Source organism: Methylosarcina fibrata AML-C10 (assembly GCF_000372865.1).
Lineage (GTDB): Bacteria > Pseudomonadota > Gammaproteobacteria > Methylococcales > Methylomonadaceae > Methylosarcina > Methylosarcina fibrata.
Map to the genome: position 1 here is coordinate 3,535,358 of NZ_KB889965.1, position 13,931 is coordinate 3,549,288.

At 55.3% G+C, this 13,931-nt stretch carries 9 protein-coding genes; 3 read left to right on the plus strand and 6 right to left on the minus strand.

Annotation, left to right across the window (positions count from 1 at the left end; genetic code table 11):
* Window positions 1-24: 24 nt before the first annotated feature.
* The 4 genes from A3OW_RS0116500 to A3OW_RS0116515 are packed head-to-tail and all read right to left on the minus strand — an operon-like array spanning window position 25 to window position 4,123.
* Window positions 25-540, minus strand: coding sequence for a Csu type fimbrial protein (locus A3OW_RS0116500; RefSeq protein ID WP_020564555.1), 516 nt, complete (start codon window positions 538-540; stop codon window positions 25-27).
* Window positions 537-2,855 carry a fimbria/pilus outer membrane usher protein gene (locus A3OW_RS0116505; protein WP_020564556.1) on the minus strand — a complete coding sequence of 773 codons (2,319 nt, stop codon included), beginning with the start codon at window positions 2,853-2,855 and terminating at the stop codon, window positions 537-539. Before A3OW_RS0116505 ends, A3OW_RS0116500 begins: the two co-directional genes overlap by 4 nt.
* A gap of 10 nt (window positions 2,856-2,865) precedes the next feature.
* On the minus strand, window positions 2,866-3,618 hold the full coding sequence (locus A3OW_RS0116510) for a fimbrial biogenesis chaperone (RefSeq protein ID WP_020564557.1): 753 nt from the start codon (window positions 3,616-3,618) through the stop codon (window positions 2,866-2,868).
* A gap of 4 nt (window positions 3,619-3,622) precedes the next feature.
* Window positions 3,623-4,123 carry a Csu type fimbrial protein gene (locus tag A3OW_RS0116515; protein ID WP_020564558.1) on the minus strand — a complete coding sequence of 167 codons (501 nt, stop codon included), beginning with the start codon at window positions 4,121-4,123 and terminating at the stop codon, window positions 3,623-3,625.
* Between the two features lie 631 nt (window positions 4,124-4,754).
* Between A3OW_RS0116515 and hpnA the strand changes: the two genes are divergently transcribed.
* Window positions 4,755-5,801, plus strand: a complete 1,047-nt coding sequence (gene hpnA, locus A3OW_RS0116520) for a hopanoid-associated sugar epimerase (RefSeq protein ID WP_020564559.1) — start codon at window positions 4,755-4,757, stop codon at window positions 5,799-5,801.
* A gap of 220 nt (window positions 5,802-6,021) precedes the next feature.
* Here the strand turns inward: hpnA and A3OW_RS0116525 are convergent, their stop codons facing one another.
* Entirely contained in the window at window positions 6,022-7,392 is a 1,371-nt protein-coding gene (locus A3OW_RS0116525) for an NHL repeat-containing protein (protein ID WP_157385924.1), read from the minus strand.
* Between the two features lie 279 nt (window positions 7,393-7,671).
* Here A3OW_RS0116525 and A3OW_RS0116530 point away from each other — a divergent pair, with 279 nt between their 5' ends.
* The gene (locus tag A3OW_RS0116530) at window positions 7,672-9,561 is read left to right on the plus strand and encodes a PAS domain-containing sensor histidine kinase (RefSeq protein WP_020564561.1); all 1,890 of its coding nucleotides are present in this window, start codon (window positions 7,672-7,674) and stop codon (window positions 9,559-9,561) included.
* 1 nt (window position 9,562) lies between these two features.
* Window positions 9,563-10,198 (plus strand): response regulator transcription factor, encoded by a 636-nt coding sequence (locus A3OW_RS0116535; RefSeq protein WP_020564562.1) that lies wholly within the window; start codon window positions 9,563-9,565, stop codon window positions 10,196-10,198.
* Between the two features lie 208 nt (window positions 10,199-10,406).
* On the opposite strand, the gene mfd is transcribed toward A3OW_RS0116535, so the two are convergent.
* Entirely contained in the window at window positions 10,407-13,868 is a 3,462-nt protein-coding gene (mfd, locus tag A3OW_RS0116545; RefSeq protein ID WP_020564564.1) for a transcription-repair coupling factor, read from the minus strand.
* Window positions 13,869-13,931: the final 63 nt, after the last annotated feature.

Genomic DNA, 13,931 nt, shown 5'->3' on the forward strand with positions numbered 1-13,931 from the left:
CCGTCGAGAAGGCTTTTCCGGCATTCAGATGCCTTCATGAAATTCCACCGTGACCGTGATCGTATCGCTGTAGCTTCCTGCCTGCACGTACTGGCCTGCCGGAATGCTGCCGTAAATGGTATGGTCGACGGAGGTGCCGAGCACGGCGATCAAAAGATTATCGGTAAAGATTCCGGTGCCGCCGGTGCCGTCGCCCCAGACCGTGGTATGGCTGGCGTCCTTGTACAAATTGTAATTCAGTGGGTCGGTGCCGCCGAACATTTTGCGGGAAGCAAAGGTGCCGCTGCCACCCGTGCTGAGGCTGACGTTGATTTGCGATAATACGCTGACCACAAGGACCGTGCAGAACACGTGGACATTGCCGGTGGCGTTGGTGGGGGAACTGCTGTTGGGATCGTAAACGCCGTAGGCAACTCCGGTCGAGGACACGTTGCAGTCGAGTCCGAGCGCGTCCGCCGGCGGAGACGTTAACGACAAGGCGGCGCTCAGAAAAGCGGGCCCGTAATGGATCGGCCGGTTCGATGGCTTGTTATTTTTCACGGGGAAACTCCATGACAGGTAAAAGTTCCTAAATCGGGCAGAGGTTCTTCGGTTTCGGGATAAGACACCTCGAACTCGCAGCTTTGTCCGCGCCAGAGTACACGCAAACGATTGCTCGGAGCAAGTCCCGTAACATAAGCGGCGCCTTGCAAGGCGACCGGAAATGCTTCTTCTTCCCCGACGATGTTCACCAGAGCGCCGGAAGGCAGCGCCGCGCCGTTGTCGAGTTTTATTTTCAACGTTGCCCCGCGCGAGCGCCGGACCGGAAATTTCAGCAGAAAGCCGCTGCGGAAATAAGGCGCGGCATTGATCGACAAGGCATCGATCCGGGCGTCGAGCGGAAGATCGGCCTGTTCGATTCGAATGTGATTTTCCTGATAAGGCCTGAGCGAGGGCACCAGAGCGTTGCCCCAGGCATTGGTCGTCGCTACCGGTTGATTTTCCGCATAGACGCGCACATTGGGGTAATCCGGAACCTGAACCACGGCGAAACTGCCGTTCAAGCGGCGGGATAAAAAGGCATCCCCGCCCATCACCGCCAAGCCGCCGCTGGCGCTGCCCCGAACCTGGTACTGACCCTGAAACAGAGCTCCTTCCAAGCTATAAGTGCCGACGTCGTTTTGTACGGTCACTCCGGATTCGAGCCGTTCCCCTCCGTCATAACCCGCCAGCAGACGGTAACCGACGCCGCTGCCCGGCGGCAGATTGCGCTGCACCTGCACGAGCCCGGTGGACGACTCGTTCTGAAGCCCGGCTGTAAGGCTGGCGTTGGTCCGCTCGCCGAGAGTATGGCTTAATGTCAGCGTGATGCCTTTATTGTCGTCGTTGAGGCTGTTGAAAGCGGATAGGCTTAGAAACCAGCCGTCCTTGAACGAGAGATTGTAGTTGACGTTGATCAGGCTGACGTCTTCCTGATCGCGGTAATCCTGATAAATATGGCTGACGTTGAAGTTGCCGTAGCGGGCGGTCGCCAGGCCCAGGTGCAGGGAGCTTAGCAGTTTGGGCGCAGGGCGATCGGGATCCAGGCCAAGCTGGGTAAAATCCCGGCTGGCGAACTGCGCCCGTCCGCCGAAGCTGAGTGTGGACGTCTGCCGCTGCCAGCCCAGCGACAGCAAGGCTCCCTCGCCTTTCCGGCTGCGGCTGCCGGCGGCGGACGCATCGAACACGCCGATAAGCGGCGATACGAACGCACCGCCGAAACCGAGAGTTTGCCGGTCCTGCAGCAGTTCGGCATGCCCTTCGCCGGTAAAATGGTCGCTAAAACCCAGGCGATGGGTGCCGACGGCGAACCAGTCGCCGTAGTCATTGCTGTTCAATCCGTAGTTTAGACGGAGCGAACCGATCTCGTAGGAAAAGTCCTGTAAATCTTTCCGAAGCAACTCGGGGCTGGCGTAATAGGGCTGAGTGATGGTTTGTTCGCGGCCCAGAAGGTCGCGTACCACCAGGCGCATCTCGCGCAGACCGGTAATGGCCGGAATGTTGTTGATGGTGAAAGGCCCCGGCTCGACTTCCCGGCTCAATAACCGGATGTTGTCGACATACACGTCGACTAGGGACGGCAAGGCCGCCTGCCCGCCGATGCCGGGCATCGGAAAGGTAATAAAGCCCGGTTGCGTCTGAAAATTGGTGGCCCATTGAATGCCCGCAAACCGAACCGGACGGCCCCAGGCGCCGCCGTTGCCGACGGCGTCGCCGATTCTGAAGCTGGCCAGCCGGTCGGGTCGATCGATCGTCCAGGTGCTGTCCAGGCGGATCAGCCGGGCATCCTCGCTGAGGTTCTGCGCCAGAAAATTACTGACGCCCACGCCCCGGCCGTTGAAAAATCCCACTTCCGCCAGGCCGTCCAGGCGCAGAGGCTCCGGCTCGGTCGATTGCCCATAGACGTCGTAATTGACAAAACCGCCCAGGGAAGATGGCGTCGGTTGGGTATATCCCAACGAGGAGCCGTCGATGCGGGTCGACGGAAAAACGCCGGATTGGGCGTTGATCCATAAGGATTGGGTGGGCTCGTCGATCTTGCAGGAAATTCCGGCAAGCGCCTGTAAATTGTAATATTCCTGATTTTGATAAGTCAGCACCGGCTCCGAAGGCAGCGTCAGACGCCAACGCTTGAGGTCGGCCGCGCTGGCCAGGAGTTTCCCCTGGGTTTTGAGCAGTACCGTGGTTTGCTGCAAATTCTCCTGATTGAGATAAACCGCAAGCAGCAATTCCTGCAAGGCGGATTCCTGCTTGGCAATCGGAATGGTGGTGACTTTTTGGGCGAAAATCTGTGTTGACGCAAATGAAAACAGCAGGCAAAAAAAAACGCCCTTCATCGGTTGAGAATCAGGGTTTATCCATCGCCAGTTCCGCCTCGGCTGCGCCGGCATCGGTAGTGGCCGATACGCGCAGGGTTTCGCCGGGATTCGGCATCACGCCGGTGGCCAGCGTCCACTCGCGTTTCTCGCCCGGAAGCAGATAGGCGAAAAGCTTCTGCGACAGGAATGGTGCATTGCTTCCTTTACGATAGATTTTATAGGCGGAAAGATGGTCATGAAGATTGCCGGTATTCGCGACCTCGATTTTGAGGGTATGTTCGTCAATACGGGTCGCTTTCCAGCGCAGGACCGGCGTGGCCGGTGAAGAAGGCGCGATGAATATCGGTATGCTGATGCGCAAGGCGATCTGCAGACCGGTTGCGTCGGGTTTGGGGGGCGGCGGCACTTCCTGCAGAAACATTCGATAGGCGCGTTCACGCTGGGGGTCCGGTGCGCGGCGAAGACCGATCCGGATGATTTGCATGCCGCCGGGAGGCAAATTAAAGATGGGCGGGGTCGCCAGTAAGTCACGGGTCGGGGCGTAATCGTCCCGGCCCCGGGTTTGGCTCCAGGATGCCAGCTCCACCTGCATGACCGCCGCTTGCGTTCCGTTGTTGCGCACCGTCATGACCTGGGTCGAATTCCGGGAAGAAAGGGTCAGTTTGACCGGATTGACGCCGTAAGAACCGGCCTGGATCGTTTTTCCCGCCAGCAGGCAGCACAGCGTCAGAAAAAGAGAGAAGGCGTTTTTTACCGAACGGACGGTCTGAAGCGAGGGCATTGCATCAGTAAGTGACGGTGACGGTAATCGTGTCGCTGTAATTTCCCGCCGAGACATACTGGCCGGCAGGAATCCTGCCATAAACGGTGTGGTTTTCCGCGGCGCCGGTAGCGCTGGCGACGTCGACCGTATCCGTGTTGGGCGTATTGCCCCAATTCACGGTACGGCTGGCATCGCTGTAAAGGCTGTAATTGATCAGGTCGGACGAAACGGCATCTTCCATCTGCCGGGTGGTTACCGTGGCGCCCGAGGCGGTTCCGGCGTTCAATCCTATGCTGTAGTTGGTGCCCTTGGTGCAGGTCACCGTGATCGTACTGGTGTTGTCCGTAGCCGCCGCGGAAGGATCGTAGACGCCGAAGGCCAGATTTGTTGCCGAGACGTTGCAAACTTCATTGACCGTGGCGGTCACTTGGAAAGTCGTGGTTTTCGTAGCCGCTTCCGCAGTTTGTTGATAAGGAATGAGCAACAGGACAGCGAGAGGCAGCATTAGTTTGGGATAGCTCATGTGTGCTCCTTAAGGCAACAAGGTTCCTTTTAATCAAGAAAGGTGTTGTCTTGTGAATTTGTAGTTATTTTTTACTGTATGACAGAGAATTAATCCGACGGCTATCGTCGGGTATATCCAACTCTAGTTGAGCCTACTTGTTTGTCAAGTAATGGATCTGGGAAAAGACTTCCATATAAACTGAGTCGCTTATTTCTTGCCGGGCCGCATTCAATGGAAAAAAGCCGTCTTAAAAACAGTTTTTTAATTATTAAAAATTAAGAATCGTTTAAAGACTGATACGATTATGTTATTTTTCATTTCTAACGGATAACATATAATTACTGTTGGATTTTTCCCAAGCGAATCCTGCAGAACCCATTGTATTAATCGGTAGTTTCGTTTGGAGAGTGGGAACTTTCAAAATCGAAATATCTAACATTTATAATTATTCTATTCAAGATGTCCACTGTGGAGGACCGGTTTCTCCTTCCTCTTTGAATCATCCGCAGCAAAGCCGGCGGCCGATGGCACAGAGTGACCCCGCCAAAATTCGGCTTTCCGAACAATCAGGGCTCAATTCATATCCAATTGAATCTTTGCGATTAACGAAGAGTCAAAATTTTCAGGTCATGCTCAAGGGGGCTTTGCTATGAAAACGCTTGTTACCGGTGCGAATGGATTTATCGGCTCGGCCGTCGTTCGAGCCCTGCTTGAAAAAGGCGAAGAGGTTAAGGCCTTGGTGCGGATCAACAGCGATTGCCGCAATTTTCGAAACCTGCCCGTCGAATTGGTTTACGGCGATCTTACCGATGAGGCTTCGTTAGCCAAAGCATTGAAAGGGTGCCGGTCGCTGTTTCACGTAGGAGCTTATTATCGTCTCTGGGCCCGTGATCCTTCCCTTTTTTATAAAATCAACGTCGAAGGTACCCGCAATATCATGGTGGCCGCGTTAAACGCCGGAGTCGAGCGCATCGTTTATACCAGCAGCATTGCGGCGCTCGGCATGGCACCCGAAGGCGGCAGTGCCGACGAGGAAACGCCGGTCGATCCCGGAATCAGAAAAGGCCATTACAAGCAGTCCAAATACCTGGCCGAAGCCGAGGTATCAAGACTGATCAAAGAGCGCTCGCTGCCGGCGGTCATCGTCAATCCGACGGCGCCGGTTGGGCCTGGAGACATTAAACCGACGCCCACCGGCCGGGTCATTCGGGACGCCGCTTTCGGCCGTATTCCGGCGTTTGTCGATACCGGCTTGAATATCGCGCACGTGGATGACGTGGCCAAGGGCCATATCCAGGCGTTCGAGCGGGGTCAGGTCGGCGAGCGATACATTCTGGGCGGAGAGAACTTGAGCCTCAAACAGATTCTGGAAACGATCGCCGGCCGGACCCACAACCGCCCGCCCAAGGTCCGCTTGTCTCCCCGTATGGTTTTGCCTTTGGCCTATGCCGCTGAAGCATGGGCGCGCGTTACCGACGGCGAGGAGCCGATGATCACGGTGGACGGCGTGCGCTTGTCCCGGTACCGGATGTATTTTTCCAGCGACAAAGCCCGGCAACGTCTGGGCTATCGGCCACGCCCCGCGGACAAGGCCCTGGTCGACGCGGTAGCCTGGTTTCAGGGCGAAGCCGGTGTGGATGCCGCCGATGTCGTCTCTTCATCCTTGACAGCCGAGTCGACCTCAGTGCCGGACTGAAATTTTTCGATCTTTATTTGAAACTTTCAATCTTCTGACTGCCTTTGCCCAGCTTGCCGAACAGGTTTTATTCAGCAGACAAGGCTTTATATCGACGGGTATATGACTGATTACTCAATCGGACTTCGGTTTCCTGCGGGGAGCATCCGGCCATGGATGACTTCCCCTTGTTAAAGCCCGAATTTTCTGGATTATGGCCAACAATCAAAAGATACTCTATTTATTTTGTGTACTCCAGTGTTGCCGGATCGGTCTTGCCGTAGGTCAGATTCCATCCGCCTATTAACGGTCCGCCCGAGGCATAAGCAGGAATGATGACGTGATAGGGATAGCTGGAGTTGCCGACATCGTAACTGCGGACCTCTCCGCCCACATCCTCTGTTCCGGATGTGATCGGAACAATCAGCCGGCCTTTGGGCCCGAACAGCAGGGCCTGCGCGAAGGCGCGTTGCCCCGAGGTGTTTTGAGGGCCGGCGAGGTCGATCTGATCGGCATAGGCGCCGGTAACCCCATCGAAAATCATGATTTTGTCGTTGTCATTACCCCCGTCACTTGGCTCCACATCATACCGGAAGCTGGTAATGTAGATGTTTCCGTCGGGGCCGAATACGATGCCTTCTGGCCTGTCAAGCTGATCGGACGGGTCAGCGCAGTCAGACCGAGTCCAATTGGCATCCGCAGGGGTCGGGGGATGGCAACTGCCGTCGCTCGAGATGAAAACATCCTTGAATTTGCCCGTCGCCAGATCGAATCGGAGAACCCATCCTCCACTTCGGCCATTGGGGTCGGCCGAGTCTTCGCCGGGCAGTTTTCTGACTGCGGCATAAAGCAGACCATTCTTGATGACTATCCCGCGCGGATGAAAGACATGGCCGAACGTCGAGTCCGGCGCCATTTTACCGATCAGCCTGCCATTTCCGGGATTATAGATTTTAATCGAACCCGATTTGCATGCTCCGGCGTAATAGCCGTCACAGTCCGCGGTAGGGTCGTTCGGATCAAATTCCGCCATATCGGCAACATAGATTTTGCCCCGGTAAAATAAGGCTCCGCGCGGGCTGTAGGGGGCGTTAACGTTGATATTTCCGCTTCTGTCGGTCGGCGAGACCAGTTTTTTCTTTAGCCTGCCGTTGCCGACCAGGAATTGCATGACATCGCCGGAGACATTCACTTGATTGGAATTCTCTAGATAAACGCCGTTGTTGCCGTTGGCAACGAACAGGGAGCCTGCCTTTATGAACATTCCGAAGGCCTGGCACGGGCCGCTTGTTTTTGCGTTCCAAACGCCGTCTGCAAATCCAGCAAACGCACCGTCCGGTCCATAGCACTCGGCGCCTTGAATAGCCCCCAGATAATCATTTGTATTTGCATTGAATTTGGCGACACTATTGAGGCCGCTGTTTCCTATATACAAGGTGTCAGTAGCTCTCAATTTAGATAAAGCATCGTCTGCGCTTACTGTTCCTAACGTCAGGGCCATCAGACTCGCCAGGAATAGATATTTTAGTTTCCTCATGCTCATTCTCCTCTCGTAATTGTTCACATATTCGGCAGTCCAACATCCCTGTTTTTTATCGTCGATTTGCAACACGTCGGCGTTTTCGACTGCCGGGCGTAGAATAGATTTGCATCGGAAAAATATCTATTAGTACGAATACGTAGGTAAAACTACGTACATCCTCTTGCAAAACCCGGCGACAAGAGCCGAACCGCTCCCGTCCTGTACCGGTACCGTTAACGAGGGCTTAGGGTGAGGGGCCGACTGTTTGTCGCCGGGCAAGGGGTAATTCATGCCGGCTAAGAAAGGTGTCGATAAAAGCGTTTAATCGTGTAGAATAAACTCCGGTATCCGGGCAGGGGAGGTTTGCGGATGGCTCATCAATCGTTCGAAGTCCAGTCCGCCGATGGCTCCGAAAATAACGCCGGGCAAGCTGTGGATCACGGGCAGAAAGTTCTTCCGGGACCCAAAGAAGGGCTGCCGGACCGTTCGAATATCGATGTTTTCGATCTGTCCCTCCAGGATATCCACAATCTGATCCATCGCTTGCAAGTCCGCCAAATTGAGCTGGAAACGAAAAACTCCGTCCACAAAGACCTTCAAGCTTTCAATGAAGGCGATGCCCGCCGTTACCCTTCGAAGGCGGCAAGTTATTTCATTCTGAACGATAAGGGACTGATTTTGGATGCTAATTTTTCTTCCGAAATCGATCTAAACTGCTCTCGCGATCAATTACTCGACAAGCCTCTTGCCGATTTCATAGCCGCCGCCGATCGGGACGGTTTTGATCGGTTCATGCAAAATATTGCCGACGGGAACAATACCGGCCAGACTTTGAAAGTCAGAACCCGTATTTTCAGAAAGGCACCCTTTTCATTGCGCTGCAAAGGATTGACGCTGACCGAATGCACGCTTCAGTCCTGCTGTCTGTTGGCCGAGCAGGATTCGGCTTACGTCGAATTGCGACCGGCAACATACGGTGCTGGAAACAATGCCATCGTTTTGGCTTTCAGCGACGTCACCGAACGTGAAATGGCGGAGAAATGCAGGAACTGCTTGAACGAAAAGCTGGAAGAAAAGATTGCTCACAATGCGCAGTCAATGAATCGGATCAATCTTGAGTTACAGGAGAAGATTGACGAGCTTTATCAGTCCAAAAGAAAGTTGAGGGAAAGAGAAGCCAGACTAAACGCCATTTTCAATGCTGCCGTAGAAGGTATTTTTACGATCGATCAATCCCGCAACATTGTTTCGGCAAATGCCGCCATGCATAGCATTTTCGGCTATACCGCCGATGAGTTGATCGGCCGCAACATCGACCTGTTGATTCCGGCTCAAAGCGGGGAAAACCACCATGCCATGACGTCAAGCCGGGTTAATGAGGTGATTAGCCATGTCAGGACGGTGGAAGGATTGCGCAAGGACGGCTCCCTGGTTCCCCTGGACATTTCCATATCGGAATTTTCGAGTGACGGCGCACGCTATTTTACATCTATCGTCCGGGACGTCACTTTGCGAATGCAGAAAGAGCGGGAAGACAAGGCGCATCTGGATGAGCTGGCGCAAGTGACCCGTCTGGGGTTGATGGGCGAAATGGCATCCGGTCTTGCCCATGAACTCAATCAACCTCTTACGGCCATCGCGAGTTATACACAGGCCTGTCTCAATTTCCTGCAAGCCGATCGCCCCGACTTATTGCAATTGCGACAGGTTTTGCAAAAAGCCTATGAGCAAGCCTTGAGGGCCGGCCAGATCATTCATCGCATGCGGGCATTCGTTTCCAACAAGCAAATCAATCGATCCACCATCCTCATCAATGACTTGATCAATGTGTCGCTGGCCTTGAGTTATGCCGATTTAAAAGCCAACAACATAGTCCCCAGACTCAATCTGGCGGAAAATCTTCCGACCCTTTGCGGCGACAGCGTACAATTGGAGCAAGTTTTGATAAACCTGATCAGAAACAGTATCGACGCATTAAAAAATTTGCCGGAAGGAATACAAAGAATGCTAACGATTCAGACCTGGCTAGGCGAACACCATGACGTCGTGATCCGGGTTAAGGATAACGGTCCCGGCATCGACCAGTTTAAACAAGAAAAAATATTTACTCCTTTTTACACTTCCAAAAAGACCGGCATGGGAATGGGTCTGTCGATAAGCCAATCCATCGTCAAGACGCATGGCGGAATTCTATCCTTCAACAGCATTCCTGGAAAAGGAGCCACTTTTTATTTTACTTTACCCGTTCAGGAATCATGATATGGGACAACCCTCGATAGACAGTCTGGTTTATATCGTCGACGATGAATTTGCCGTTCGCGATTCCTTGACGCTATTAATTCAATCCACAGGGCGGTTTGCCAAGAGTTTTGCCTCCGCCGAAGATTTTTTGGAAGAGTATTGTCCCGATTACCCCGGATGTTTGATTCTGGATGTGATGATGGCCGGCATGAGCGGACTCGATCTCCAGCAAGAGATGACGAAAAGGCATATTTCCCTGCCCATTATTTTCATCAGCGGACATGCGGAAATTCCGGATTCCGCGAAAGCGTTCAGGGCGGGTGCGGTCGATTTTCTGGAAAAGCCGGTCGATTACAGAGTCCTGATGGACCGTATCGAGGAGGCCATTGCCCGGGATATTGCGGAAAGAAAACAGAAGCTGGAGAAACTGGAAATAGAAAAACGCTTTGAACGATTGACGGCAAGAGAAAAAGAAGTGCTGAAGCTGATCACGGACAACTGCTCCAATAAGGAAGTCGCTAAAATCCTGGAGATAAGCCATCGAACGATTGATGTGCACAGGGCGCGGATCATGGAAAAAATGGAAGCGGAGAACGTCGGTGAATTATTGAAGATGGCGTTGCGGATCGATGCTTCGAAAAACAGTCTGCATTAGCGAAACAAACGCAAAAGGTCTTTCGCGATTCCCTTTAAAAAACATTCCGGCGTTTCATCCAGCGTCCATGCGGCGGGTCCGACAACGGGAGCGGCATAAAGCGAAAATGCCGCCCTTTCTTGCCTCCCATCAACATTCGAAAGATTGGTGGCGTTTTTCCGGCTTGCCGTTTCGGTAACCCGCTCCAAAGCCTTTGGGAATGGTTTCTTCAGGCTACCGCCAATCGCTGCAACAATTCCGAGATAAATTCCAGCTTCTGCTCGGTCGTCTCGAACTTGCGGATGAACCGGAGCTTGTCCGCGCCGTCGAACTTGTAAGTTTGAGCCTGGGTTTGAATCAGGTGAATCAGTTGCTCCGTATTGATGCGAGGATCCTTGCTGAAGACCAGGCGGCCGCCTGCGGCATTGGCTTCGATTTTGCGGATGCCCATGGGCTCGGCCTTTTGTTTGAGTTCGGCGGCGCTGAACAGGGTTTTGACCTGCGGCGGCAACAGACCGAAACGGTCGATCATCTCCACTTGCAGCTCGCGAAGATCCTCGGGCGTTTCGGCGCTGGCGATGCGCTTGTACAGCACCAGGCGGGCGTGAATGTCGGGCAGATAGTCTTCAGGGATCAGCGCCGGCGATTGCAGGTCGACTTCGGGCCCGGTTTCCAGAGGCGCTTCGAGTTCCGGCTGTTTGCCCGATTTCAATGCATTGACTGCGCGCTCCAGTAGTTCGGTGTACAGCGTGAAGCCGATTTCCTGGATCTGGCCGCTCTGATCTTCGCCGAGCAGTTCGCCGGCGCCGCGAATTTCCAGGTCGTGCGACGACAGCATGAAGCCGGCGCCGAGATCGCCGGACGCCTCGATCGCTTCCAGCCGTTTTTCCGCGTCCTTGGTCATCAAGGCTTTCGGCGGCACGATGAAATAAGCATAGGCGCGGTGGTGTGAGCGTCCGACCCGGCCGCGCAACTGGTGCAGTTGCGCGAGGCCGAGTTTGTCGGCGCGGTTGACGATGATGGTGTTGGCGCTGGGAATGTCGATGCCGCTTTCGATGATGGTCGAACAGAGCAGCAGGTTGAAGCGCTGGTGATAGAAATCGAGCATGATCCGCTCCAGATCGCGCTCGGGCATCTGGCCGTGGGCGGTTTCGATGCGCGCGTCCGGCACCAGCTTTTGCAGTTCCGCGGCCATTTTGCCCATCGACTTGACGTCGTTGTGCAGGAAGAAAATCTGGCCGCCGCGCTTGATTTCCCGAAGGCACGCTTCCTGCACCAGCACGTCCACCCATTCGCTGACGAAGGTCTTGATCGCGTGGCGGTTAGGCGGCGGGCTGGCGATGATCGAAATGTCCCGAAGCCCGGACATCGCCATGTTCAGCGTGCGCGGGATCGGCGTCGCGGTCAGGGTCAGCATGTCTAGCTCGTTCCGCAGCTTCTTGAAATGCTCCTTCTGGCGGACGCCGAACCGGTGCTCCTCGTCGATCACGACCAAGCCCAGGGATTTGTATTTGATCTCGCCGGACAACAGTTTGTGGGTGCCGATGATGATGTCGACCTTGCCTTCCTCCAGATCGGCGAGAATCGCTTTTTGCTGTTTCGGCGTGACGAAGCGGGACATCACTTCCACGCGCACCGGCCAGTCGGCGAAGCGGTCGCTGAAATTCTGGTAGTGCTGCTGCGCCAGCAAAGTGGTCGGCACCAGCACGGCGACCTGCTTGCCGCTCTGCACCGCGATGAACGCCGCGCGCATCGACACCTCGGTCTTGCCGAAGCCGACGTCGCCGCAGATGACGCGGTCCATCGGCTGCGGGCTGGCCATGTCGTCCAGAATCGCTTCGATGGCGGTTTGCTGGTCCGGCGTTTCCTCGAACGGGAAGGCGTCGGCGAACGCCTGATATTCGGTGTTTTCGACGTTGAAGGCATGGCCCTGCTTGATCGCCCGTTGGGCGTAAATTTCGAGCAGTTCCGCCGCGACGTCGCGAATCCGCTCGATGGCTTTTTTCTTGGCCTTGCTCCACTGGTCGCCGCCCAGCTTGTGCAGCGGCGCGGTTTCGGGGCTGACGCCGGTGTAGCGGCCGATCAGGTGCAGCGAGGAAACCGGCACGTACAGTTTGTCGTTGTGCGCGTATTCCAGCGTCAGAAATTCGGCCGGAATGCCGCCGATTTCCAGCGTTTGCAGGCCGAGATAACGGCCGACGCCGTGCTCCTGATGCACTACCGGCGAGCCGATGGTCAGCTCGTTCAGATTGTTGACGATGTTTTCCAGCTCGCGCGCCGCCGATTGCCGCCTGCGGCGGCGCTGTTGCGCTTTTTCTCCGGACAGATGGCTCTCGGTGACGAGGACGACGGCCGGCTCTGCCAGCCACAGGCCGTGGTCCATCGGCGCCACCACCATGCACGGGGACTGGTCCGTGTCGAGAAAGGCCTGCCAGCTTTCGACCTGTTTGACTTTGATCCGGTATTGCCTGAGCTTGTCGGTCAGGCCTTCCCGGCGTCCGGCCGATTCGGCCACGAACAGGATTTTGCCGGCAAAGTCGCCGATAAACCGCTGCAAGGCCGCCGCCGGCTCCTTGTGTTTGGCTTCTATCGTTAAATTCGGCAGGGCGCGGCAATTGAACATCTCTTGTTCGGCTCCGGCGGCGCCCGGCTCGTTCAGGATGATTCGGGCGAACGCCTGCGTTTTTCTCGCCAGCTCTTCGTCGGTAAGGAACAGCCGCTCGGGTTCCAGCAAGGGCCGGTCGACGTTGTATCGCCGCTGCTGGTAACGCTCTTCCGCTTCGCCGTAAAAGTCCTTCGCGTTGACGTTGAAGGACGACGGCAGCACGACGACCGCCGAGTCCGGCAGATAATCGAACAGGGTCGCGGTGCGCTCGACGAACAACGGCAGATAATATTCGATGCCGCCGGGAGCCAGGCCTTTGCTGACGTCGACGTAGAGCGTGTTTTTGGGTGAGGTGTCCGGAAAACGGTCGCGGAAGGTCTGGCGGAAATGCTTGATCGCGGCATCGGTAAACGGGAATTCGCGCGCCGGGAACAATTCGATCCGGTCGATTTTTTCCAGCGAGCGCTGGCTTTCGGGATCAAAAGTGCGGATCGATTCGACTTCCTCGTCGAACAGTTCGATCCGGAACGGCGTTTTGCTGCCCATCGGAAACAGATCGACGATCGAGCCCCGCACCGCGAATTCGGCGTGCTGATACACCTGGGAGACGCAGTGGTAGCCGACGCTTTCCAGCTTGATCCGGTTCAGTTCGAGATTGAAACGGTCGCCTACCTGGATGGCGAAACTGTGGGCCAGCACGTGCTCCCTGGGCGCCAGCCGGTGCATCAGCGTGGTTACCGACACGATCAGGGCGCCGCGTTTGACTTGAGGCAGCAAGGCCAGCGTTTTCAGCCGCTCGGAGATGATTTCCGGCAACGGCGAAAACACGTCGTAAGGCAGGGTTTCCCAGTCCGGAAAATGCAGCAGGGAATGAGCTTCGTCCCGCAGAAAGAATTCCAGTTCGTGCTCGAGGCGCAGCGCGGTGTGGTTGTCCGGCGTGACGATGATGAACAGGCGGTTTTCGTTTTTGATCGCCGAGGCCAGGGCCAGCGCGTCGCCGCAGCCGTTCAGTCCGCTCCAGAGAACGGATTGGTCTTTGGACCGGGGGATTTTGGGCGTGAGGATGGATGCGTTATGATTGGCCATTCAATTGAGGCGTAAGATTTACTTTATAAATTGATAAGCTTATCACTTTTACATGACGCCTTG

What these genes read in the sequence shown, in the direction of transcription:
- A3OW_RS0116505 (WP_020564556.1), bottom strand. Translation starts at nt 2,855, where the DNA reads ATGAAGGGCGTTTTTTTTTGCCTGCTGTTTTCATTTGCGTCAACACAG.
- A3OW_RS0116510 (WP_020564557.1), bottom strand. Translation starts at nt 3,618, where the DNA reads ATGCCCTCGCTTCAGACCGTCCGTTCGGTAAAAAACGCCTTCTCTCTT.
- A3OW_RS0116515 (WP_020564558.1), bottom strand. Translation starts at nt 4,123, where the DNA reads ATGAGCTATCCCAAACTAATGCTGCCTCTCGCTGTCCTGTTGCTCATT.
- hpnA (WP_020564559.1), top strand. Translation starts at nt 4,755, where the DNA reads ATGAAAACGCTTGTTACCGGTGCGAATGGATTTATCGGCTCGGCCGTC.
- A3OW_RS0116530 (WP_020564561.1), top strand. Translation starts at nt 7,672, where the DNA reads ATGGCTCATCAATCGTTCGAAGTCCAGTCCGCCGATGGCTCCGAAAAT.
- A3OW_RS0116535 (WP_020564562.1), top strand. Translation starts at nt 9,563, where the DNA reads ATGGGACAACCCTCGATAGACAGTCTGGTTTATATCGTCGACGATGAA.
- mfd (WP_020564564.1), bottom strand. Translation starts at nt 13,868, where the DNA reads ATGGCCAATCATAACGCATCCATCCTCACGCCCAAAATCCCCCGGTCC.